This window comes from Parendozoicomonas sp. 209JJ7-1, from assembly GCF_058147085.1.
Genome location: NZ_JBYVJU010000022.1, coordinates 31,404 through 56,016 on the forward strand (window position 1 = coordinate 31,404; position 24,613 = coordinate 56,016).

Annotated in this window: 20 protein-coding genes; 6 read left to right on the top strand and 14 right to left on the bottom strand. The window is 50.2% G+C overall.

The genetic code is table 11. The annotated features are described in order from the left end of the window. Nucleotides 1–70: 70 nt before the first annotated feature. Nucleotides 71–307, top strand: coding sequence for a DUF2496 domain-containing protein (locus ACY2RQ_RS17865; protein WP_490114359.1), 237 nt, complete (start codon nucleotides 71–73; stop codon nucleotides 305–307). Here ACY2RQ_RS17865 and ACY2RQ_RS17870 read toward each other — a convergent pair. Continuing rightward, nucleotides 294–983, bottom strand: a complete 690-nt coding sequence (locus ACY2RQ_RS17870; RefSeq protein WP_490114360.1) for a class I SAM-dependent methyltransferase — start codon at nucleotides 981–983, stop codon at nucleotides 294–296. The genes ACY2RQ_RS17865 and ACY2RQ_RS17870 overlap by 14 nt on opposite strands. Nucleotides 984–1,024: 41 nt before the next feature. After that, nucleotides 1,025–3,457 carry a hybrid sensor histidine kinase/response regulator gene (locus tag ACY2RQ_RS17875; RefSeq protein WP_490114361.1) on the bottom strand — a complete coding sequence of 811 codons (2,433 nt, stop codon included), beginning with the start codon at nucleotides 3,455–3,457 and terminating at the stop codon, nucleotides 1,025–1,027. Nucleotides 3,458–3,635: 178 nt separating this feature from the next. Here ACY2RQ_RS17875 and cls point away from each other — a divergent pair, with 178 nt between their 5' ends. Further along, a complete protein-coding gene (gene cls / locus ACY2RQ_RS17880) occupies nucleotides 3,636–5,087 on the top strand; it encodes a cardiolipin synthase (protein WP_490114362.1) in 1,452 nt (483 codons plus the stop codon). Between the two features lie 36 nt (nucleotides 5,088–5,123). On the opposite strand, the gene ACY2RQ_RS17885 is transcribed toward cls, so the two are convergent. The 11 genes from ACY2RQ_RS17885 to ACY2RQ_RS17935 form a co-directional block, all read right to left on the bottom strand. After that, nucleotides 5,124–5,354: a hypothetical protein gene (locus ACY2RQ_RS17885; RefSeq protein WP_490114363.1), complete on the bottom strand. Its 231-nt coding sequence runs from the start codon at nucleotides 5,352–5,354 to the stop codon at nucleotides 5,124–5,126. 61 nt (nucleotides 5,355–5,415) lie between these two features. Beyond that, nucleotides 5,416–6,426 (bottom strand): class II fructose-bisphosphatase, encoded by a 1,011-nt coding sequence (glpX, locus tag ACY2RQ_RS17890; protein WP_490114364.1) that lies wholly within the window; start codon nucleotides 6,424–6,426, stop codon nucleotides 5,416–5,418. A gap of 228 nt (nucleotides 6,427–6,654) precedes the next feature. Next, the gene (locus tag ACY2RQ_RS17895) at nucleotides 6,655–9,438 is read right to left on the bottom strand and encodes a hypothetical protein (RefSeq protein WP_490114365.1); all 2,784 of its coding nucleotides are present in this window, start codon (nucleotides 9,436–9,438) and stop codon (nucleotides 6,655–6,657) included. Nucleotides 9,439–9,558: 120 nt separating this feature from the next. Continuing rightward, a complete protein-coding gene (locus ACY2RQ_RS17900; RefSeq protein ID WP_490114366.1) occupies nucleotides 9,559–10,335 on the bottom strand; it encodes an enoyl-CoA hydratase in 777 nt (258 codons plus the stop codon). 6 nt (nucleotides 10,336–10,341) lie between these two features. Continuing rightward, the gene (locus ACY2RQ_RS17905; RefSeq protein ID WP_490114367.1) at nucleotides 10,342–11,505 is read right to left on the bottom strand and encodes an acyl-CoA dehydrogenase family protein; all 1,164 of its coding nucleotides are present in this window, start codon (nucleotides 11,503–11,505) and stop codon (nucleotides 10,342–10,344) included. 175 nt (nucleotides 11,506–11,680) lie between these two features. Next, nucleotides 11,681–12,871, bottom strand: coding sequence for a CaiB/BaiF CoA transferase family protein (locus tag ACY2RQ_RS17910; protein ID WP_490114368.1), 1,191 nt, complete (start codon nucleotides 12,869–12,871; stop codon nucleotides 11,681–11,683). Between the two features lie 312 nt (nucleotides 12,872–13,183). Further along, nucleotides 13,184–15,340: a 3-hydroxyacyl-CoA dehydrogenase NAD-binding domain-containing protein gene (locus ACY2RQ_RS17915; RefSeq protein WP_490114369.1), complete on the bottom strand. Its 2,157-nt coding sequence runs from the start codon at nucleotides 15,338–15,340 to the stop codon at nucleotides 13,184–13,186. A 13-nt stretch (nucleotides 15,341–15,353) separates the two neighbouring features. Then, complete coding sequence (locus ACY2RQ_RS17920) at nucleotides 15,354–16,586, bottom strand: acetyl-CoA C-acetyltransferase (protein WP_490114370.1); 1,233 nt, start codon at nucleotides 16,584–16,586, stop codon at nucleotides 15,354–15,356. A gap of 122 nt (nucleotides 16,587–16,708) precedes the next feature. Next, nucleotides 16,709–17,899: a protein kinase family protein gene (locus ACY2RQ_RS17925; protein WP_490114371.1), complete on the bottom strand. Its 1,191-nt coding sequence runs from the start codon at nucleotides 17,897–17,899 to the stop codon at nucleotides 16,709–16,711. Between the two features lie 138 nt (nucleotides 17,900–18,037). After that, nucleotides 18,038–18,517, bottom strand: a complete 480-nt coding sequence (locus tag ACY2RQ_RS17930; protein ID WP_490114372.1) for a hypothetical protein — start codon at nucleotides 18,515–18,517, stop codon at nucleotides 18,038–18,040. Between the two features lie 812 nt (nucleotides 18,518–19,329). Continuing rightward, on the bottom strand, nucleotides 19,330–19,515 hold the full coding sequence (locus tag ACY2RQ_RS17935; RefSeq protein WP_490114379.1) for a helix-turn-helix domain-containing protein: 186 nt from the start codon (nucleotides 19,513–19,515) through the stop codon (nucleotides 19,330–19,332). 56 nt (nucleotides 19,516–19,571) lie between these two features. On the opposite strand from ACY2RQ_RS17935, the gene ACY2RQ_RS17940 reads away from it, so the two are divergent. Next, nucleotides 19,572–20,315 carry a hypothetical protein gene (locus tag ACY2RQ_RS17940; RefSeq protein ID WP_490114373.1) on the top strand — a complete coding sequence of 248 codons (744 nt, stop codon included), beginning with the start codon at nucleotides 19,572–19,574 and terminating at the stop codon, nucleotides 20,313–20,315. Between the two features lie 125 nt (nucleotides 20,316–20,440). On the opposite strand, the gene ACY2RQ_RS17945 is transcribed toward ACY2RQ_RS17940, so the two are convergent. Then, nucleotides 20,441–21,517, bottom strand: coding sequence for an AraC family transcriptional regulator (locus ACY2RQ_RS17945; RefSeq protein WP_490114374.1), 1,077 nt, complete (start codon nucleotides 21,515–21,517; stop codon nucleotides 20,441–20,443). Between the two features lie 234 nt (nucleotides 21,518–21,751). Here ACY2RQ_RS17945 and ACY2RQ_RS17950 point away from each other — a divergent pair, with 234 nt between their 5' ends. The 3 genes from ACY2RQ_RS17950 to ACY2RQ_RS17960 all read left to right on the top strand — a co-directional run. Then, nucleotides 21,752–21,952 carry a YqaE/Pmp3 family membrane protein gene (locus ACY2RQ_RS17950; RefSeq protein ID WP_490114375.1) on the top strand — a complete coding sequence of 67 codons (201 nt, stop codon included), beginning with the start codon at nucleotides 21,752–21,754 and terminating at the stop codon, nucleotides 21,950–21,952. Next, the gene (locus tag ACY2RQ_RS17955) at nucleotides 21,927–22,601 is read left to right on the top strand and encodes a DUF2959 domain-containing protein (RefSeq protein WP_490114376.1); all 675 of its coding nucleotides are present in this window, start codon (nucleotides 21,927–21,929) and stop codon (nucleotides 22,599–22,601) included. The genes ACY2RQ_RS17950 and ACY2RQ_RS17955 overlap by 26 nt, the downstream gene beginning before the upstream one ends. Before the next feature lie 410 nt (nucleotides 22,602–23,011). Continuing rightward, the coding region (locus ACY2RQ_RS17960) for a hypothetical protein (RefSeq protein ID WP_490114377.1) at nucleotides 23,012–24,613 on the top strand (1,602 nt) is incomplete at its 3' end.

The following is a 24,613-nucleotide window of genomic DNA, read 5'->3' on the forward strand; positions in this document are numbered from 1 at the left end:
GCTTATAATGTTTAAAGTTTGATTCATCCACGCCGACATGATCTTCCAGCCTTGAACGCCAGGAGATACCATGGCCTACGATGAAGCCCCGGAGCATGTAAAACTTGCGGTAGATATGATTCGCCAGATGGAAAATCTGGACTTTGAAAATGCAACGGTACTGGAAGCCTGTCTGCTGGTGATTCAGGACACCCTGAACAAAATGCCCAGCGAAGCACGCCTGTTCTGGCGCAGCCGCCTCAGCAATATTCTCAGCGTTCCTGGTACCAACAAATCAGCTGTTCACAAAGTCATCAATCTGAACTGATCTTTTCCAGCCTGAGGGTAAGATGCGTGCAGCTATGGCCTGTTCCCCGGAATTTGGAAATGGCAGACAGGCTTTCATCCTCGGCCAGAACAGTCAGCGTGTAATCTGGCCAGAGGCTCCGCACATCTTGTACCGGCCGGCTCCATGGCGGACCTTCAAGCAGCTTTTGATCATATTCCACAGACAGAATCAATCCCTGGCTCAGCTCAGGCGCTATGTTCAGTAACTGCCTGACATAGGCTTCCCCCTTTTCGGGAGGAAGAGCAATGAAGGCACCGCGGTCATACAGAACAGTGGCATCAGTCATACCGGCTGGCAGATTGAAGATATCCGCTTCCCAGATCTCAATGCCTGGTCCCAGCCAGACAGTAAAACCTTCCCGTTCTTCACGAACGTATGCCATACCCCGCTCACGGAAAAAATCCTCAATGGCCAGAGCGGAAATTTCTATACCAACGACCTGATATCCCCTGCGGCTCAGCCATTCCATATCCCGGCTCTTTCCGCACAGGGGTACAAGCACGCGCCCGCCCGCAGGCAATTCGAACAGGGGGAAATATTGAACAAGACAGGGGTTCCAGGCTGGGCAGTGCCACCCGGTTTCCCCCTGCTCCCAGCGCTCTATCCAGTCTTTGCTGTCTGTAAGCGTTACATTTTTTCTGGGTTGCTCTGGCATGGGTATCCTTATCTGATGTTCAGGTTTACTCAAAGGAAAAGTCACATAACTTCAGACACATTTTTATTATGGCTATGGACATATTCGCTACCTGCTACAGGTGTAAGATAGCGGCTTAATGTCACTACAATATCTTCCTGGGTAAAAGGCTTGGCAAAATAATCATCCATACCCGATAACAGACACTGTTCTCTTATCATTTCAGACACATGAGCCGTCACACCAATAACGGGTATAAGCTCCCGGTTCTCCCTTGATTCAATATCCCGAATCTCGGTAACCACCTCAAAACCATTCCATTTCGGCATGGTGCAATCCAGAAACACAAGATCAAAATGCCTGTTCCTATACAACTCTATAGCTTCTTCACCGTGCCTCGCCCTGACCGGGGTAACACCAAGATCCTGCAGATAACTGGAAATAACAATCCAGTTGGTGTTGTTATCTTCAGCCACCAGCACCTGCCGCCCGGTAAAACGGAACGCGCTGATATCAAACACCGGCACCTCCTGTTCCCAGGTATCTACCGCGCTCACCTCCAGAGTAACCTGGAACCAGAATCGGCTGCCTTTTTCTGGCTCGCTGACAAAATCGATAGTTCCCCCCATTCGCTCAACCAGCTGTCGACAGATGGTCAACCCCAGCCCTGAACCGCCAAAACGGCGTGATGTATCCGACGAGCCCTGGGTAAAGGAGTTAAACAAAACACCATGGAATTCCGGCTGAATGCCAATCCCCGTATCTTCCACCTCGACCCTTATACGTAGCTGTTCATCATCAGCCCACTCCCTGCGCACCTTAAGAGAAATTCTTCCTTTCTCAGTAAATTTACAGGCATTACCCAGCAGGTTAACGATTATCTGCCGGAGACGTGTTGGATCTCCTAGCACCTCATCAGGAAATTCCGGGTCCATAATAAATTCAAGATGCAGCCCTCGTTGTTCTGTTTCAATCTGGAACATATCCACAACCCGGTCAAACAGCTGGGTCAGGGAGAAAGGAATATGTTCCAGGTTAATCTGCCCGGCGCTGATACGGGAATAATCAAGCACATCATTAATAATTGTCAGCAGAGACTGCCCGGAATCAGTGACCGTTGCCGTATATTTTTTCTGCTGGCCATTTAGCGGGGTACGGCTGAGCAGATCGGTAATACCAAGAATGCCATTAAGCGGTGTACGGATCTCATGACTGATACGGGCCAGAACCTCGCTTTTCGCCTGGTTCTCCGCCCGTTCAGTTACCGCCTGCAACCGACTTGACTGCTCACTGCCGCGCAACAGGTAGACTCTGTAACTCAGACCAATCAGTAAAACGATATATTCCGTAAGGAAAGCCACCTTCAAACCGTAGATAGAGTTCATATAATTATGAATCAGCCCGAAATTTGAGGAGATCACAAAAATACAGATCATAAAACACAGTGACCAGGCCAGCAGAAACACCATTGCAGGCCTGTCCCCCTGCAGTGAACGATACAGGGACTGAATAAACATACCCAGAACCATCAGGCTGATAGGAATAACAGCCAGGAATGACGCCAGATAATAGGGCAGCCAGGGAGCAATCGGTATCAGGAACAGCATATGACCGACAAAAAGCCGGTTAACTATATCAACTTTGGGCAGAAATGTTCTCAGGCGCAGATAGCGCCGGGCAAATAACATAAGAAATGCGCCGTTCATACATTCAAAATAAACGACTGAGTACTCCTGAAAATCAAGGGAGTCAGGCCAGAACAAAAAACCTGAGCCATCCAGAGCCATAACCGTTAATGTCGCGCTGACAACATGGAACAGGTAAAAGATATAAATATCCTCTTTCAGTACTGCAGCCACCATAAGCGCGATCAGGATAACCGTCAGGCAAATTCCATAAAAAAGGCCATCTCCCATATATCGGGCTTCAGTCTCTTCCATAAGAGCCTTGTCCCCGACTATGGTCATGGGCAAGTGCATGGAGCTGGTGCTCTGGACTTTGATATACCAGGTTTTTCTTTCTTCAGCCTTTAAGGTAAGGGGGAAAGTGACCAGCCGTCGGGCCATTGGCCATTCTCCCCGGGGGATACGGTCCCCACCTTTCATTTCGCTCCAGCCGCCATCAACAGGAGAAAACAGGGAGACATAATCAAGACGGGTAAAACCAGATTCCAGGAAAACTTTCAAGGGAACAGTATCCTGGTTCTTTAGCTGAAATCTTAGCCAGACCACCTCTGATGTATAGGCAAGGTTCAACTGTTCCACATGAACCCGGGAAAACTCACCATTCTCATAACGCTTAATAACATCGTCTATCGTCAGAGAGTTATCTTTTGTCCGGTATATATCGAAGTACTTTGCCAAGGGCTGAAAAGGCTGGTTATCTCCCACGTTAAAAACTGCAGCCGATACCTGGGTCACCAGCACCATACATCCAAGAAAAAAACTTCCCAGAAGAAACCAGCGAACCCGCTCAACCATCCTCGCAATGGACATCTTCATACTTCTACTAGCGTATTAATGGGTTTCGTTATCGTTATTGCTGCTATTGTGGGCAATACTTCCCCGGTGGGCAACCAGGTCTGTTCTTCCATTACAGGCACAGGTACTCTATACACCCGAACAATATTAATGATTCAAAACGGCCAGCTCGTTATTTATGCCAGAAGAAGCGATGTCACTCTCCCTCCTCAGCACTATCGCCGGTTTTGCCTATGCAGGCCTTATTGTTGCTTTTGTTCTTATCGTGATTATGAAACGGCGCCCCGTTGGCGTGACCCTATCCTGGCTGTTGCTGCTGATTGTTCTGCCCGTTGGCGGAATTCTTCTATTCCTCCTGTTTGGTCACCAGCGACTGGGCAGTAAACGCCTGGAACGGGCCGCTGTCCTGAACCCGGGATATAATGAATGGCACAGCCACCTGCGTCAGATTCTTCCCCAAACCGGTCCTCCCCTGCCCAACCATAACCGGGTTTACAGCCTTACCGAACATACCACCAGCATTCCCGCGCTGAGCGGCAATAACCTTATTCTTTACCATGAAACCAGCACAATCTTTCATGCCCTGTTAAAGGATATTGAGCAGGCTACCGAAAGCATTCACCTGGAATTCTATATCTGTGAATCCGGTGGCCAGGTCGACCATATCTTCTCAGCCCTGGAATCCGCAGCCAAACGGGGGGTCATCTGCCGAATTCTGCTGGATGCTGTAGGCAGCAGCAATTTCCTTCGCAGCCCTGAAGCCCTCAGAATGAAAGCTGTCGGTATACAGGTGCGAGCCTCTCTCCAGGTAGGCCCTGTGAGAATGCTTTTTGAGCGAATAGACCTGCGTAACCACCGCAAACTGGTCGTCATTGACGACTGTATCGCCTGGACAGGCAGCGCTAATCTGGTTGACCCGGCGCTTTTCAAGCAGGATGTCGGCGTAGGCCAGTGGATAGACGGTATGGTGCGTATCCAGGGTCCTGCAGCTCATGTTGCCGGTGTCGTTTTCCTCTATGACTGGGTGCTGGAAACAGGGGAGGATGTAGAAGTTTTCAGCCAGACCTATCAATATCCGGAAACTATATCTGAAGATAATGCGGCCATCCATGTTATGCCTTCCGGACCGGGAGTTGATCGTAAAGCTATTCATCAGGTACTTCTGGCTGCTGCTTATGAGAGCCAGCAGGAACTGATTATCACCACCCCTTACTTTGTACCCGATGAAGCTCTGGTCACGGCTCTGTGCACAGCCGCTATGCGCGGTGTCCAGGTTACTCTGATTGTGCCCGAGCGTAATGACTCACGTATGGTCTATTTCGCCAGCCGCTCTTACTACGATGAACTGCTGAAAGCCGACGTCCAGATCCTGCATTTTACCGATGGGCTGCTTCATACCAAATGTGTTCTGGTGGACCGGGAAACCGTATTGTTCGGGACAGTAAATCTTGATATGCGCAGTGTCTGGCTCAATTTTGAACTGACTTTGATTATTTATAATCAGGACTTTGGCCAGCATATGACCACATTAATGGAAGACTATATCAGCCGCTCACAAAAACTCGACAGATACACCTGGCAACAACGTCCCTTTCTCCAGCGCCTTGCGGAAAATACCGCGCAACTGTTAAGCCCACTTCTTTAAAACGACTTCTGCCAGACAGGCTTATCGGGCTCATCATCATTGCCGGGAATACCAGAACAGAAGGGGAATAACCGGCAGAATGATCATCAGCCCGAAGCGCAGCAACTCTGACCACTGGTGGGTTTCATTAATCTGCCAGCTCCATGACGCCAGTAACAGCACAGGCACGCCGACAATAACCAACGTAGCCAGAAGAAAAACAACGATCCATGTCTGTTTTTTGCCCATGCTTACTTTTTTCCCTGCTTCATTTTGCCCGTTTTCCATAACAGACTCTGTTCAGCATAGATAAAAAGCCTGGCCGAAAAAGCCAGGCTGGAAGAGGTAATCAGAGAATATGGGCACAGACTTCCGGGTCTTTCCGCTCCAGGTAGTGTGTAGACTGAATCCTGCGAATGGTACGGGATTTACCCCGAATCAGCAGGGTTTCCGTGGTCGCCATATTGCCCTGGCGGAACACGCCCTGCAGCAAGTCACCTTTGGTAATACCTGTAGCGGAGAAAATAACTTCATCGGTAGACACCAGACGCTCCATGGGTAATTTGATGCCCGGTTCAATGCCCATTTCCAGACAGCGCTCCCGCTCAAGGTTTCCGGCTTCAATATTTGCCGGAGTATCACCCTTGGCTTCGTTGCGCAGTACCAGACGCCCCTGGAGTTCTCCATTCAACGCCCGGATAACCGCAGCGGAGACAACACCTTCCGGCGCGCCGCCAATACAGTACATGGCATCCACTTCGCTGTCCGGCATACAGGTAAGGATTGAAGCTGCCACATCTCCATCGGGAATAGCAAACACCCGCACTCCGAGATCCTGCATCTGTTGGATAACCCTGTCGTGACGGGGCTTGGCGAGGGTAATCACTGTCAGCTTATCAAGACCTTTCCCAAGGGCACCGGCAATGGCCCGCAGGTTATCTTCCAGGGGGCGGTCAATATCAATCACGCCTTTTGCCCCAGGGCCAACGGCCAGTTTTTCCATATACATATCGGGTGCCTTGAGGAAACAGCCCTTACGGGCAACAGCCATAACCGCGATAGCGTTAGGCTGGCCCATGGCTGTCATACGTGTGCCTTCAATGGGATCAACGGCAATATCCACCGCGTCACCCTGCCCCCTGCCAACCTTTTCACCGATGTAGAGCATGGGGGCTTCATCAATTTCTCCTTCACCAATAACGATCTCTCCGTCAATTTCCACCTGATTCAACAGAGTACGCATGGTATGTACGGCTGCGGCATCTGCCTTGTTTTTATCCCCCCGTCCCAGCCATTTATAAGCAGCCAGGGCTGCGGCTTCCGTTACCCGGGAAAACTCAATTGCCAGCTCTCGCTTCATGGTAAAAGTCCATTTGCATATAAAAATCGACCTGACTCTATAGCAAAGCCCAAACCATCTCCAGATATTCCCAATGTTCACCTTGTCCCTGTTTACACAAACTGTGTGAACGCAATGCCTGTACATAAAAATTTACACAATCCACCAATATGCGTATTGATATGTAATAAAAAAACAGGAGCCTGCCGACCATAAACAGCGACAGGCCAGGTGGATGGATGGGTGCTGCTAGGTTAATTCTGCTTCTTCTTCGTAGGGTTTCGCCCTTTCGGCCCTTACAACGACAGAAGGACGCCGCTTTTTCGGCGGGACCCTCATTTTCGTAACAGCCTGAGGCATTTCCTGGATTTCCATGTCCTCTTCTTCCTCACTTTCAATCTCCTGGCTCTGTAACCGGGCAGTTTCAGCCTGTCTCTCCACTTCCGCTCTTGCTGCTTCCTGTTCTTTCACAAGAGCCTGTTTCTGCTTACTCAACAGTTCCTGCTCAAAGGTCTGACTCCATTCTTCCCCTTCGCCTACGCTCCAGGCCAGCATATTAGGTGTCATGGCTTCTTCTGGTGCCCTTAACAGATTTTTCAGGGTTTCAAAGCCGGAAGGTTTCTCCCCTTTCGCAATTAGCTGCTCTTTGCCCTTCTGCCGGAGGTAGGTTTCCAGGGGAATACCACCGGTAAGTTCTCCCTTCTCATCTCTGTGCATGTCGTCCTGCACAAACCAGACACCACTGAAACAGCGGAAGGTCACATGGTGTCCAGAGTAGCAGTCAACACCCTGATGGCACATCATTGCCCGCAAATGCCCAGTACATGACCTTTCTGCACCGTCAACAACAACTGGCAAATCAATCAAACCTTCACTGTCGCAGACTGCCGCGACTGATTCATGGTGCAGCTTGCCAATAAACTTCTGCCGGTTTTCTGCCAGGCGCTCAGGGGCGATCCTGAACTTCAGCTCCCCCTTTTCATTTTTCATTTCAAGAAGGGACTTTTTACGGGCGATCAGGATAGAAATAAGATCTTGCCTGTCACTCTCTGCTCCGGTCCAGTACCTGGATACTATGGACTCAATCATCTCATCAGAAACAGATGCCAGCCTTTCCATTCCCACTTGAAGGATTTCATCATCCACGCTGCTGAAACAGTCTTCACGCAGAAGTAGCTCCAGGGTAGTCGGAGCACCGTCAGAGGTTAACTGATAAGGCATTTTGCTGCCGTCGTCACTCATACCCAGACAGTAGAACTGGGTTCTGCACACAATCGTGTCAGTGGCGATATCTTCGGCAGTTTCCTCTTCTTCACTCTCATTAAACCCGGGAACCAAACGACTTCTGGTAACATTCACATTGCCAAGGAACGCATCAAGCACAACACCGGATCCTCCCACGGCACCGTCTTTCAGTGCCTGGATGCCAACCCCGGGTTTATAATCAAACTTACGTGTTGAGACCTGCCTCTGGTGATAATCATTCAGGTATTCTGTCAGGAGATAATGCTCACCTGTTTTTTCTGATGTCACAGCCCTTATATTCGCCACAGGAATATTTGCGCACGCATACAGTTCCCGGGCAATCATCATCAGTTCAATATCATGCTTGTCCAGTCCACACTCTCCATTAACGCCTCCGGTCACAAAGTAACCATAATCCTGCTCATCGACCATAAACATCTCGTAGCCGTAGCCCCTCTTCAGGCCAGCCCATTCAGGCTGATCACTGTAAGCAAACAGTTCTTCCAGCTTCTGAACACTAATGGGGTGGTCCTCTCGAGCAAAGACTTTAAGTCTCATCCCCAGGGAGTCATTCATGCCGTTTCTCATATGATGGGTTACAGGCCGTGCGCAGGCGATCAGGGTTTGTTCATCCCACTCTGCATCCAGGGCACCCAGACGACGATGAATCTCTTTCCTTATCTGTTTTTTTTCATCCTCAGCGCGGGGAACAGTCTTCAGACGCTCAAGGCTGCTCTCATAGGCCTGCCTGACCTTCTCCTTATCCAGGGTTCTCTGCAGACTGCCAAAGTATCCTTGCGTGGCATTTGTCAGACACTCTGCGAATGTGTCGTCATACTGATCATCCCCAATTGAAAGATCTGCTTCCAGCCAGCAACCGGGTTCCTTAGGCCCAGGTTCGGTGTAAATAACAGGAAAACCATCTATCTCCGCGACTTCCCACTGGCAGTCCGCCTGGGTTACCAGAAACTGTGAGGAATATTTTGCCGGATCATTCAGGTTCAGGGTATTGACAAGCATGCTGACAAATTCCTCAGCATCCTGTTGTTTTATCTCTGCCATAACAACTTTCACTTCCTGCTGACTCAGCTTTTTGTGCTCTCGCGGCTGTTCAGGAAAAATACGCAGAACTGCTGGGTCTTTAAATTCATGGCCATATTCATAAAGCGCTTTGATGAAGTTTGTGAAGTGCCCTTCACTCACAGTCTTACAACCATTTGGTCTTTTAAGTGTATTAACCAGATGACAGAAGCTGTCTTTTAATTCTCCCCATACCCTTTTCTGTTGCGCTGAAACTGTTTTCCTGTTTTGCCAGACGGCAGGGGGCGGATATTGCTTACTGGTGGATCTCGCGGGGAATCTGGCTTGCCTTAAATCCTGGATTTCCCCATCACTTATCATATGGCTGATAAATGCCATACCAGAACTGATAAAACAGGTATTCGGTGCGACATGGGGCAGGGTTGCGCACATAACTGTGCCAATATCTGTACGTTGACCATAGATATTGTTTTGAGGAACGACAGAGGGTGCTGGCTCCCCACTTCTTACAGCTTTAGTTTCCCGTCTCTTTCGATTACACAGGGGCCTGGCTATGGCCGAACTTTCACCTGTCTCCTCGCTTACGCGAATACGCTTTTCAGTCGGTTCCTGAGCTTCGCTCCAGGTGCGGTCTGTGGTTGCAGCCCGCTTTCTCAAAGAGCTTCTTCGTTGGGACGACTCTTGAGTTAGCTGTTGAGATAGCTGTTGCTGCTGCCCGGTCCTTATACCTGTATCTGTATATTGCATAGCCTTGATACCCTGCATATATGTGAAATATCAGCGGGCAAGGCTAGAGATTTGAATTCTGGAAATACATCACAGGGCAGTTAGCTGAACTGACTACAGAAAGGTTCTGTTTACAGTTTCTCAGTTATATTGCCAATCAGGGGAGCGTTTCTCCAGAAAAGCCCGTACGCCTTCTTTTTGGTTCTCTCCATCGAACAGGGCAATAAACAACTCTCTTTCTGCGGGCAAGGCTTGCCGAACCGGCAGATTGCGGTGCATCTGTACAAGCTGTTTACAGGCAACAAGGCTGTCAGGGCTTTGCTTCACAGCCTGCTCCGCCAGTTCCACAGCCCGCCCGTGAACATCCCCGGAAGAGACCACTTCTTCGACCAGACCAATGGCCAGAGCCTGTTCCGCATTCACTCTTTCACCACAGAGAATCATACGCTTGGCCCAGCCCTCTCCCACCAGAAGGGTCAGGTTCTGCGTCCCTCCGGCACAGGGCAGCAACCCAACATGGGCTTCCGGCAAAGCCATAACGGCATTGTCACTGGCGATACGCAGATCGCAGGCCAGAGCCACTTCAAGCCCTCCGCCCATGGCATAACCATTAATAGCGGCGATGGATAGCCCGCGGAAGTCCGACAGGGTTTCAAAGGCCTGACCAAAAGCCCTGGCAATATCTGCCGCCAGCTTTTTATCTCCATCAGCAAACTGTTTCAGGTCTGCTCCGGCGGAAAAGAACTTTTCGGAGTTACTGGCAATAACAAGGCTGACAATATGGCTGTCCTGATTCAGCTCTTCCACCATCTGTTTCAGCAGATTGAGACTGTCCAGTGTCCAGGTATTGGCCGGTGGATTATTGAGAGTGATAGTGGCCATGGAACCGCGCTTTTCCAGAATCAGGCTGTCTGTCATTGTTATTTATTCCCCTAAGAATGAAATTGAATCATCTTCCAGCACCCGACGGGCAATAATTACCCGCATAATTTCATTAGTGCCTTCCAGTATCTGATGTACCCGGCAGTCCCTGACGTACCGCTCCAATGGATACTCCCGAATATAGCCATAACCGCCATGAAGCTGCAGGGCGTTATTACAGATATCAAAACAGACATCCGTGGCAAAACGTTTGGCCATAGCGCAGTGCATAGTGGCCTGAGGGTCAGCTGTATCCATTTTTACAGCTGCGAGATGGACCATCTGCCGTGCGGCAACCAGATGGGTCGCCATATCCGCCAGTTTGAACTGCAATGCCTGGAACTCGCCAATCGCCCGGCCAAACTGTCTGCGTTCTTTCAGATAGTTGCGGGATTGTTCCAGCGCTGCCCGGGCGGTACCCAGAGAGCAGGTGGCGATATTAATCCGGCCGCCATCAAGTCCCTGCATGGCAAAACGGAAACCTTCCCCTTCTTTTCCCAGGCGGTTGGAAACAGGAACCTTTACATTCTCAAAGGTTATGGTGCGGGTTGGCTGAGCATTCCAGCCCATTTTCTCTTCCTTGCGACCATAGCTGATACCTTCGGCATCAGCGGGAACCACCAGGGCAGAAATCCCCTTCGGCCCGGCCTCACCTGTACGGGCCATAAGAACAAGTACATCTGTACTTCCGGCACCTGAAATAAAACACTTACTGCCATTAATGACGTACTTATTACCTTCACGTTTGGCGGATGTCCGCAGGGAAGCCGCATCACTGCCGGAGCCGGACTCTGTTAAGCAGTAAGAAGCCAGCCGTTCACCGGATACAAGCAGCGGACACCAATGCTCCCGCAGTTCTGCGTTGCCGAAGCTGGCTATCATCCAGGTCGCCATATTATGGATAGTCATAAAGGCTGTAGTGGTTGTACAACCGGCGGAGAGTTCTTCAAAAACCAGACTGGTATCCAGACGGCTCAATCCCATTCCACCTGCATCTTCAGGGGTATAAAGGGAGAGAAAACCCATCGTGCCCGCTCTCTTGATAACATCAACCGGAAACTCACAGTTCCTGTCCCATTGAGCGGCATAGGGTGCCAGCTCTTTGCGGGAAAAATCACGGGCAGAGCTTTGGAACGCTTTTTGATCAGGTGTCAGATCGAAGTTCATGGAAGTCCTGCAATCTGTTTTTTATTATCGGATTATCTTAGGCGAAGGAAAGCCGGGAACCAAACTTTGTCGTCTGGTTCCCGGGTTACAGGTGAGCCACTACTTTGATTCACTTTGACATTCCGGCCTCCCTGCCCGCTAAAGTGCGAGATAGACAAAGGACGAAACAGGCACCCTATCCGCAGACACCTTTTTCCATCAGCTGCCCGATATCCTCAGCACCATACCCAAGGGCTTCAAGCACTTCCCGGGTGTCAGAACCCAACTGGCCACCGGTTACTCTGTACTCCGGCTCGCTGGAAGAAAACTTTATCGGGCTGGCCATCTGGCGAACGGTGCTGCTGTTATCACCGGCAAGGGGAACATCAACAACCATATTCCGTTCCTGAAAGTGGGGATGCTCCACCGCTTCATTAATATCCAGTACCGGCTCAACGCAGATATCCAGCTCACCAAATAATTCCAGCCACTCATCCAGGGTGCGGGTTGCCATAACCTGCTGTATATCTCCCTTGAGAACCTGCTGGCTCTCCAGTTTCATATCCACGGTTCTCTCAAGCCACTCGGGATGACCGATAGCGGTGAAAAATCCCTGGGCAAACTGGGGTTCAAGACCGCCTACCGACAGCCAGCGCTGGTCACTGGTAGAGTAATAGTCGTAAAAGATACCACCATTGAGCATTTCGCTGCCGAACTGCGGAGCCTTGCCACCGGCCAGGCATCCCGGAGCCGAAATAGCATTCAGGGCCATGGCGCAGTCACTCATACTGATATCAATAAACTGCCCTTCTCCGGTGACCTGTCTCTGGATCACAGCGGCCAGAATGCCCATAACCGCATGCTGGGAACCGCCGGCGATATCAGCGACCTGGGTTCCGGACAACACGGGGCCGGTTTCCTGCCGGCCACTATAGGAAGCCAGGCCCGAGAGAGCCAGATAATTAATATCGTGCCCAGCCCTGTCTTTCATAGGACCAGTTTGCCCGTATCCGGTTATGGAGCAGTAAATAATGCCAGGGTTAATCTCTTTCAGCTGCTCATAACCCAGCCCGAATTTCCCCATAACTCCCGGACGGAACTGTTCCACGACAATGTCGTACTCCTTTACCAGCTGCTTAACAACGTTAACTGCCTCGGGAGTTTTCAGGTTCAGACCCAGGCTCCGTTTGTTGCGGTTCAGGGACGCATGTAAAGCCGATACATTTTTTTCCACAAACGGTGGCGTGAAACGGGTGATGTCATGGCGTCCCAGGGCCTCAATATGCAGAACATCCGCCCCCATATCTGCCAGCAACTGCGTAGCATAAGGACCCGGCAGCAGAGTGGATAAATCAAGAACCTTTAAACCAGCAAGGGGACGATTCATAGAGCATTCCTTATTTTTCTTGGATTGGGCTGTACTTGAGTTTCCATGAGTGTATGTGCTTGCGGGCAGAGCGGAAATAACCAAACCACTCACAAGAGTTGGCTCTTATGCCTATCCTGCTGGTCACCGAAGATGCTCTTCGCAATGAAAGACCATGAAAGAAAAAAGGCAGACTGCTACACCCTGAGCTTTCACGCATTATCACCGGACCTGGCCAGGGGCTGGCAATACTGTCAATAAAAGCCCCGCTACCACTCAAAGTGATAGCGGGGCCGGAGAAAAAACAGCTATAGCTGTTTCAGTTTTCAGGGATTAATCCTCGAAGATTTCACCCTTCTCAGCCTTTTCAACCAGAAGGGCTGGCGGCGTGAAACGGTCACCATAGCTGGCAGCCAGTTCCTGGGCACGGGCAACAAACTTCTGCAGGCCATACTGGTTAATGTACTGCAGAGCACCACCACTCCAGGCAGCAAAGCCGATACCAAAGATAGAACCCACATTGGCATCACGAACAGCGGTCAGAACATTTTCCTCGTAGCAGCGTACGGTTTCGATGGCTTGGATAAACAATATCCGTTCTTTAATATCCGCCAGAGGCATCAGGTTCTCGCCGCCATAAATATCCTTCAGCAGCGGGCTCAGATGCTTTTTGCCACCTTCGGGATAGTCATAGAAGCCAGCGCCTTTCGCCTTGCCATAACGCTCTTCCCCCAGCAGACGGTCAATCACAGCCTCGCAGGGGTGAGATTCGTAAGTTTTGCCTTCCGCTTCCAGATCTTTGATGGTCTGATTACGGATTTTCGCTGTGAGTTCCAGACTGACTTCGTCACAAATGGCCAGAGGGCCAACCGGCATACCCGCCAGTATGGCTGCGTTCTCAATGGCAGCAGCCGGTACGCCTTCACCCAGCATGGCTACGCCTTCATTCACAAAGGTGCCAAACACACGGGAAGTGAAGAAACCGCGGCTGTCATTAACGACAATCGGCGTCTTGCGAATCTGCAGGACAAAGTCGTAAGCCAGGGCCAGCGTCTCATCGGAGGTCTTCTTGCCGCAGATAATCTCTACCAGGGGCATCTTATCCACAGGGGAGAAGAAGTGCAGACCGATAAAGTTTTCCGGACGTTCGGAAGCCGTCGCCAGACCGGTAATAGGCAGAGTTGAAGTGTTGGAGGCAAATACTGCAGTGCTGTCCAGCTGGGCTTCCGCTTCTTTGGTTACCGTAGCTTTCAGGTCACGGTTCTCAAATACGGCTTCAATCACCAGATCACAACCCGCCAGGTCTTCCGCAGACGTGGTTGGCGTAATGCGTGAGAGAATGGCTTCGCTCTTGGCTTCTGTACTCTTTTTCTCAGAAGCAGGCTTCCGGGACAGCTTCTTTTTCAGAATGCCAGCGGAGTAGGCTTTGCCTTTGTCAGCTGACTCCTGGGAAACATCCTTCAGTACCACTTCAATACCCGCGCTGGCGGCAGACCAGGCTATACCCGCGCCCATCATGCCGGCACCCAGTACACCTACTTTCTTTACAGCCTTCTTTTCAAACTCTTTAGGGCGGCGTGCACCGGCCTTGATCTCATTCAGCTGGAACCAGAAGGTGCCAATCATGTTTTTGCTGACCTGGCCAATCACCAGCTTGGTGAAGTAACGGCTTTCGATACGCAGGGCGGTATCAAAATCAACCTGGGCACCTTCAACAGCAGCGCTCATGATTGCTTCTGGCGCGGGGAAACAGCCTTTGGTTTTATTACGCAGCATGGCCGGAGCGATAGGCAGCTTCTGGGCCATGGCTGGGTTGGCAGGAGTGCCGCCGGGAATCTTGTAGCCTTTCTGATCCCAGGGCTGGGCAGCTTCCGGGTTGGCTTCAATCCAGGCGACAGCCTTGGCCAGCATGTCGTCGGCATCGGTTGCCAGCTCATCCAGCAGGCCAAGCTTCATGGCTTTGGAGGGAGGCATCTGCTTGCCTTCCAGCAGCAACGGGAATGCGGCTTCCAGGCCCAGCTTGCGAACCGTACGCACAACACCACCGGCTCCGGGCAACAGGCCGAGGGTCACTTCCGGCAAACCAATCTTGATACGCTCGTCGTCGAGACAAACGCGGTGGTGACACATCAGGCTGAGTTCCCAGCCTCCGCCAAGAGCCGCACCATTAATGGCCGCGACAACCGGCTTGCCCAGGGTTTCAATCTGGCGCATGCAGGCTTTCATCTCTTCAACGGTCTTGTAGTACTCTTCCGCCTGTTCCGGCTGTACCTTGATAATCAGGCTCAGATCACCACCGGCAAAGAAAGTTTTCTTGGCGGAGCGCAGAATCACACCTTTAATAGAGTCCGCTTCTTCCACCAGTCGGTGACTGACCTCCCGAAAATCCTTCTGGAAGGCTTCGTCCATCACATTGGCGGAACCGCTGGGGCGGTCGAGAACCAGGTGAACAATATTTTTGTCGTCTTTTTCGTAACGAATAGATGTCATGTTCCCTTCTCCCTTATGCCCGTTCTGTCAAACTTTTAAGAGCAACGTTTTCAACAATTGTCGCGATACCCATACCGCCACCTACACACAGGGTCACCAGACCGTAGCGCTGATTACGGGCCTCCAGCTCATCCAGTACTGTACCAACCAGCATGGCACCGGTGGCACCCAGGGGATGCCCCATGGCAATGGAACCACCGTTTACATTAATTTTTTCCCAGGGCACACCGCTCTCTTTCTGGAAGCGCATAACCACAGAGGCAAAAGCTTCGTTGACTTCGTAAAGGTCAATATCTTCAAAGGTCAGGCCGGCCAGGGCCAGGGCCTTACGGGCAGCGGGAGCCGGGCCAGTTAGCATAATGGTGGAATCTGTACCCACAATCGCGGTGGAAACAACCCGGCCACGGGGCTTGATGCCCATTTTCTTACCGGCTTCTTCAGTACCCATCAGCAGAACCGTGGCACCATCCACAATGCCGGAAGAGTTACCGGCATGGTGAACGTGATCAATGGCTTCAACCTGTGGATATTTTTCCCTGGCTACGCTGTCAAAACCCATTTCACCCATCATCTGGAAGGAAGGCTTCAGGCCGGCAAGACCTTCAACGGTGGTGTCCGGGCGAATAAATTCGTCTTTGTCGAGAATGGTGATGCCGTTAAGGTCTTTCACTGGGACAACAGAGCGGGAGAACGCACCCTTTTCCCAGGCCGCCGCCGCCTTTTTGTGGGACTGGGTGGCGTAGGCATCTACGTCAGCACGGGTGTAACCATCCAGTGTGGCGATCAGGTCAGCGCCAATACCCTGGGGCATAAAACCTGTCGCCATGTTGGTTTCCGGGTCCATCATCCAGGCACCGCCATCGCTGCCCATGGGAACCCGGGACATGGATTCCACACCACCAGCCACAACCAGTTGTTCCCAGCCGGAACGGATTTTCATAGCCGCGAGGTTTACGGCTTCCGACCCAGAGGCGCAGTAACGGTTAAGGGTGACACCGCCTACATCATCGTTCCAGCCGGCTTTCATGGCGGCAACCTTGGCGATATCACAGCCGGTATCACCCACGGCGGATACACAGCCAAGGACAATATCGTCCACAGCATCGGTTTCAAACCCGTTACGCTGCTGAAGGGTGTTGAGGAGATCTGACAGCATATTGACCGGTTTCACTTCATATAAAGAACCGGTTTTCTTACCCCGCCCACGGGGGGTGCGGATTGCATCGTAAATATAGGCTTCAGTCACTGGATGTTCCTTCCCTTTCATGTGTGCCATACAAAATAGCGGAGAGGGCTGGAGTCTCAATGGCAGAAGAGCCCAGAAACAATGACCTGATAGATCAGGTTACAGGCCAGTTGGATCCCGTGTTATGCTTTTGGGCGTTTGCTTTCCACTGCGGGGCTTTGCTGAAAAGCCTGCCTTTTCCTGGCCACGCTGAAAGGGATTATGGGAGCGGCTTCTGCTTTTGCAGTTTGTTCAAGACGCTGGGAAATTTGCTCCACTCTCTCCCTCAGTACTGATAAATCGGGGCGCTTCGCCCTCTTTATATGAAGACCGGGCAGCGCAACTGTTTTTATTAATTCCAAAGCGCTCAGCCTGTCGCTGTCTTCGAGGGTGGGGTCTACCAGTTCATTACGGTGTTTTTTCCAAATCCTGCCCTTTTCCCGGAAAATACTGATCTTCTTCTTTTCTTCACCACCAGCCCCCTCCTGAAACGCCCAAAGCGCATCACAGACTTCTCCCCGACCAAGGGAAATTATCACACCGCAGCCACTGAAAACGTCCGACTTCTCATCGACCATATGTTTACTTTCAGGATCAAGGTGTAAAGGATATTCCGTCATTACTATATGCTGCCCTTCCGTACAACTGGCGCCGAAATCAATAATTTTCAGTCTTTGCTCCGGAGGAAGTGCCTCGTTTATCATCAGGTTATCGCACTTTAAATCATTATGATAAACCTTCTCTCCATGCATATAAGCCAGCCCTGACAACAACCCCTTGATCAGAGCCAGACGTTCAAACATATCTCCGCCCCGCCCATCTTCCAGAAGATCTGACAGGCTCTCCGGAACATAATCCAGCATTAGGTGGGCATGAACCCCATCCCCGTAGAATCCCCAGAACTTAATAATATTGGGATGGCTCAAGCGCTTAAGGATATCGGCCTCGTCCCACAGGCCCCAATAAGTCAGCAGGCTGACATCTTCCTCTGAGTCTTCTGCCTCTTTATCTTCATCATTAAGGCTCACTTTCATGGCATAAGGGGTACTACCATCGACGGATCTGACCATATAAACAATGCTGTTATAGCCTCGCCCCAGATAGGTCTGGGGGGCTGCTGTCATGGCTTTAAGCTCATCAAGGCTTTTGCCATTGAGCAAATGGCACTCGCGTTTTGTCTCTCCCCAGATACCCTCCTGCCTGCAACTATGAGTACTTGCGACAGATCGCCCCCCTTGCGTTCCCGAGCCGGGTTTCACTGAATCTGTCTCATCCGTTGCTGTTCCTGCGAACAATTCCTGGGAGATAGCAAAACCAATTCCAAGTTGTTGCATCGCCTTCTTTCCCCTGATAATTATTCATAAATCATCAGCGTGCTTTTCTTCAGGAGCACTAACTGCAGAGACAGAAACAATAACAGCCCCGGAAAAAGGAGCTGTTATTTGGTGAAGCGGGTTATTTTGGAGAAATAATCAGTGGCGTGCAGAGTCGACCGGCAGGCTTTCCAGAATGGTATCCATGGCTTCCTTACGGGTGGCGTGGGGATCAAATTCGGCAGGCTCCTCTATTTCCTGCTTTTCCGAGATCATCTCCGCCAGATCACGGGAGAAACTCTCCAGAAGCTCCTGAATGTCCTCATTCTGATCTGTCAGGGCATTATCAAACTGGATAACGAAAACCGGATTGTTTTCGCTGTCTTCCCGGGTGGTTTCATACAGTCCCAGGCGAAAATGGTCATCATCACTCAAATCAGCGAGCGCAAAAGAGCGGGTGGATACACTGGACTTAAGTACGGTCATTAACTCCAGAGCATCAGCCCCTGAGACCATACCCCGTTTCAGGCACTGGGAAATAAACTCTCTGGGAGTCTGCCGGGAATCCCGGAACCTCTCCAGCAAGTCCTGATGCCTTATCAATTCATTCTCGGAGCTGGAACTTTTCTTGCTTATCATAATGCCCTTCCCTCCTGTATCTCTCTTTTCAGTGTACCCGGCATTTCTCACTGATGGAAATCATTACACTTCAGAAAGAAAGAAGACAATACTCTGAAAGAAAGGCATTTTCCCTGCAATAATATCTCACTGCCAACGGCAGCCACTGTTTACAGCATAAAAACAGCCCTGAGCAAAGAATATTGCCCACACTTAATCATGAAAAAAGCAATACTCAGTAGAAGGATCAGATAAGATTCTTACAATAACATTACCGACACTTACTCTTACTCCATTTGGAATGTACACCTCTGATCCTCCCCCGATAATACTGCCGGAGGAACAAGATTCCATTTTGAAGACATCAATTTGAAGTGAACAGGATATGCGTCATTACCGGCACTCATACAGAGACCCGGCACCCAAAGCACACCGTCCCCATCTACACTTCCACAGCCTGTACCCCAGCCAGGGCTGGTACAGAGAGAATAATAGGACTTCGGGCAATATCTCTCGCTTGCACAGACAGAATCCTTGTCACCAGGGCATGGGAACCAGTAGTGGGCCATAGAGGTCTGTGGCGAAGAGAAGAACAGGCACAGTGCAAACGGCGCACTCTTAAAGACACTTTTTTTAATAGACATCGCCTTAACCGACACAGCCTTAATAGGAATAGGTATTTTCTGCATTAGATAACCCCTTTCTGAGACTTCCCCTGTTCAAAAATAGGCAGGGTCATGTGTTTCTGCAAACGACACATTCAATGTAATAAACAGATAAAGTTTTATCCCACAAGTGCTTCTGCTGTCCCTTCATTCACAGTCGTCTGGTGTTTACCCCTTACGGCAATATGTGCTCTTCATGTGCTCTTCACGCCAGGCACCGGGAGTCAGCCCAGTCCACTTTTTAAAAACTCTGCGGAATGTGCCGGGCTCGGCAAACCCCGTAACTTCAGCAATAGCGTTGATGGACATATCCTGACGTAACAGGTGATAAGACAGACCAAAAGAGATATTCAGCTAAACTAACCGCGCCTTGTAACCAGCAGACCTTTTAGTAGAGTGAGGGGTGTTTTATGAGAGTATCCAGAACTAATCATATTCTCTCTTTTTTTATTGCCAGAGTTTTTCTGGGTTTAATTCTCGCAGTCTGTTTCCAGCTATCTTATGCCGTGAGTGATTGTGAGCTTGTTGAGTCTTTTCGATTTGATGATATTACTCCAGTCTGTACAGTGGACCCCTCCCCTGAAACTATTAATTCCAGGAAAATGGTAAAAATCAGTCAGGGAATTTTTGGGAAAAAGCTATTCGATTGCGGGCAGAATATTTTTATCGGTGACTACGCCGTATCAAGCTGGAGTGAAATGTACTGCACCCAGCATGCAGCTAAAAATATAGTCCTCAAAAAGCTGAGACGTGATAACCCCAAAGTGGTTTTACAGGAAGTTGAGTACCTGAAAGAAAAAAAATATGTAGGTATTTTTGGTTCTCAGGACAGTGAAACCCTCTCTCTTGCTTACTACAGAACCAGAGACCTGAATTTACAACCTGAAATTGCAGATTCCCATTCGGACCTGCAGCCTGATTCGCTGTCTGACAATACATCAGAGCCGGCCACGATGGATTGTGTTAATTGTTTTGCAGCATGTGGAGCCTGTGATTCTATTGTAGGGTTTCCAGCATGTATAGCTATGGCAATTTTTCAAGATCAGGGAAGGTGCTGTCATTGTGGAGTCCTCATGAATTGTGGAAAGAAAGTGCATGGTAAGATGGTTTGCCCTTATAACGTATGCTTAGTATCAGGTATGAAGCCATGTTAAGGTAAATCTGTTCAACTTCAGATAAATACTCCTATTTTTCCATGTTTAAGAGCCTGTTCATGGTCTTTCGTGAAAAGCGAAAGATTGTGAACAGGCTCTAACAACCTCTCTCAATTGGAGAGGTTTTATCCCACAGGCACTTCTGCTGCCGTTTCACTCGTGGCCACCTGCCGCTTGCCCCTTGCGGCAATATGCTCCTCCCGCCAGGCTCCGGGGGTCAGTCCTGTCCACTTTTTAAAAGCCCGGTGAAATGTACTGGGCTCGGCAAATCCCGTAACTTCAGCAATATCGTTTATGGACATATCCTGGCGTAACAGGTGATAAACAGCGATATCTTTACGAATACTGTCTTTTATTTCCCGGTAAGAGTTGCCCTCTTTCTTCAGTCGGCGCCGAAGGGTCTGGGTCGACATATTCAGAGCTTCGGCGATATCGTCAAACGACGGCAGCTCTTCATACTGCATATTGGTCAATCGTCTTCGAATACGGGAAGAAAGACTGTCATCGTGCCGGTAACGGGTGAGCATATTGCCGGGAACAGCGGAGAGGAAATCGGTCAGGGAACGGGCATCCTGCACAACCGGCATGGTCAGATAGCGGGAACCAAAAACAATTCTGTTGGACTGCTGCCGGTAGTTTCGGGAACAGGGGAATACCAGGCTGTACTCATCGGCTTCCAGGGGTTCGGCGCTGCAGAAATCAACCCGGTTAAGCAGCAGGTGACGGCCAACCATCCAGCTGCTCCAGCGTATCAGGCAGATAAACAGGGTCTCGATAAGAAAGCTGTCATCAATATCACCAGGCTCAATATGCTCGACTTCCAGGCTGACCTCTTCTCCCTGGCAGGACAGGGTGTAACGGAAACTGGAGGCAACCATCTCAAAGAAACGAATACTCCGGCGCAGAGCATCTCCCAGGGTGGCACAGGTTATACATGCCTGGGCCATCATGGCAAAAGCCCCAGGAGGGCATCGGCTGCCGGACAGCCCAAAGAACTCATCATCCAGGGTCAGGCAGATTAACTGCACGAGCTCGCTGTAGATTTCCGGATCCACCCGCATATCATCATTGACCAGAACATCCGTATCTATACCCAGCTTCCTGAGCAGAGACTCAGAGGACATTCCACGACGTTCCACCCCTTTCAGGGAAGAACGGACAAACACACTGGCAATCGTTCTTTGCTTTGCTTGGTCAAGCATAGGTATGGCTTGTTTTTTCGCCGACAACCGGATGATTGTTCCACTACATAAGCCATGACGCAATGCCCCGGGACCGGGTTCTGCAACTGTATCACCTCTTCCCCCAAAGCTCGCTCCAGACCATGCTCTACAGCAAGAAAAGCATCCATATTCTTGAATTGCCGGGTTGGGCGATGGATACTTCTGACAAATCTAATAATCAAAGGCTTAAATCGCTTAAGGCGGTAACTTTCTATGCGCTACTTTCTTGCTATTCTGCTGCCTCCTATCGCTGTCCTGTTGTGCGGCAAACCCATCCAGGCCCTTCTTAACCTGCTACTGACTTTACTGGGCTGGATTCCCGGTGTCATTCATGCCCTGTTCGTTGTGAACAGCCACCTTGCAGACAAACGCAATCAGGAACTGGTAGATGCGATCAGGAAGAATGATGATTAATTCCAAAACCCTTACCGCAACTGTAGCGCTCTGTGCTTCCCTGATTCTGACCGGGTGCCAGACCACCTATTACAGCGCCATGGAGAAAGTCGGCATCCACAAACGGGACATTATGGTAGACCGTATTGAGGAAACCCAGGATGCCCAGGAAGAAGCCAAAGAGCAGTTTCAGTCCGCCCTGGATCAGTTCCGCAGTGTCGTCAGCTTTGATGGCGGCAACCTGGAAGCACTTTACGATAACCTGAACAGTGAATATGAAAACAGCGTCGCGGCAGCCGATAATGTCCGCGACCGTATCGAAAGCGTTGAAAATGTGTCCGAAGCTCTGTTCGAGGAGTGGGAAGAGGAACTGGAACTCTACAGCAACGCCAATCTCAAACGCGCCAGCCAGAAAAAACTGAACGATACCCGTCGTCAATACAAGAAAATGCTGGCCAACCTTGAGAAGACTGAAAAACAGATGCAGCCGGTTCTTGATGCCTTTCAGGACCAGGTGCTTTATCTCAAGCACAACCTCAATGCTCAGGCTATCAGCGCACTCAAAGGTGAATTTGGCAGCATTAAGGCGGATATCGAAAAGCTGATGAAGAATATGCAGCGCTCGATTGATGAATCCCGCCGGTTTGTGGAAACTCTCAAGCAGCAATAAGACCACCCACCGAAAGATTCTCTCCTTCGGTGGATTTACCCTGACAAGTCTTCAGTTATTCAAGCATACCAGCCCTTCACACCGACCTTATTTGCAAAAATGATATAAACGACCAACCACTTTTGCATTTCTGTGGATTCCCGCAACAAGCCTCCCTGCGTACCCTGATTCTGTATTTCTACAACTTGCCACAATCATGAAAAGCACAATGTGTTCATAAGAATAAGAAATTGAAGCCGCACTCAACTCCAGCGGTCTGCACTCAGACAACTGCATACCTGAACTTCAATAACCACCACCGGACCAGCCATCAGGTTCTGTGGTTTTGTTCGCCCTGAATTCCGTACGGCAAGACCGGAACAGAGCATTGAAAACAGGAGCAGAGTCTGGGTTTCCTCAAGAGGTAGTCGATGTTGAAGCAACAGATCCGATCAATTCTCCTGAAAGGGGGTATACCTGTACTTATAGGTCTTCTGCCTGTAAGTGCACTGGCCCAGTTCCAGGCAGCACCTGATCCTGACAGCCATTCCAATGGAAACAGTGGCAAATTCTCTCCAGCAGCTCCACCTGTTGAGGAAGGGACTCAAGTCATAATACTTCCCCCTCCCCGCACAGTAGGATCTGTAGCGGATATGGTTGTAGAGAAATCGGAAACCATCACCCGTGATCTTGCTGCCAACTTTGTCAACCCCCTTGGCGACCCTCTGACATATGAAGTTTCTTCATCAAAAAAGGATGTAGTTAAAGTCCGCTCCCGTGGCAGCATGGTGAGTGTGGAAGGCCTTAAACCCGGAATCGCAACGATCACAGTAACGGCCAAGAGCCCCACTGGGGAGGCAACCCAAAGTTTTACTGTGCAAGTTGGCGCATTGACCGGTGTAATCCTTACTTTTGACCGTAACGGTGGCGTACGGGAAGGGAAAAGTATCCCGGCTACCATCAAATTACGCCAAAAACTGAATAAACCGACAACTGGCGAAATAACTCTTCACCCGATTCGGCGATTTGCCACCAACCCGGACGACTGGATATTTCCCGAAGGAAAAACCGGCTGGCCGTTCACGATTCCCGCCGGACAGACCTCAACCACCATCCAACTGATACCAAGAAAGGACGGTATTATTGAGGAAAATGAGTCTCATATTTTTGTTACTCGAAATACCAAGGGAGAGATAATAACAACACCCGGCTCTGGTGATGTACTCTATGGTCTACATGATGCTGATCAACTCTCAGCTCATTTTGAATACCAGGGATCGTCCACTCTGCCCTCTAAAATCACCGAAGGTGACAAGGTCAAAGTCAAGTTAAAACTGGACACACCCCGTGACGCAGCTCTCCGTGTGCGTATGAAGCTTCGCTCCACACAGGGAAATCACTCTGGCGGTGTTGTTTGGAAAGATGAAAAAAGCGACACAGTCACCCTTATCTTCAACAAAAGTGATACAGAGGCTTCCGCAGAGTTCACTGTTGTTGATGACACGGCGTCTGAAGCCAACGAAGCCTATGTTCTGGAAGTTATCAGCGCTGAACGTGTTGGCAATGGTGGCTCAGTCAACCTGACTCAGCCGGTTCAGCACACCTTCAACATTACCGATAACGACCCTCTGGCCGTTGGCTATAGCACCCAGAACATCCGTATTCAGCAGGGCCAGACCGGCACCTTCTCCGTTCGCCTGAACAGGGCACCGGAGAAAGATTTTAACAATGCTGTACGTATTCAGGGTGGGCCCGGAGCACAGCCGTCTCCCATTACCTCCAGTACTCACATCGCAAACTACGTGCTGCCTGATGGACGCACCGTGAAGAACGATCTGAACGAGCTTATCAGCTTTGCTGCGGGTCAGGATACTTACAGAGTTCAACTGGAAGCGCCCAAGGTACCCGCGCGTTTTGAAATTGTCTATCGCATGCTGCTGACTGATTTGAATAGAACTCTTAACTATCATCTGTCTTCCACAATGCTGGTGTCCATCACGCCCCGCAAGCCCGTTGCAAACGCAGGTAAGGAC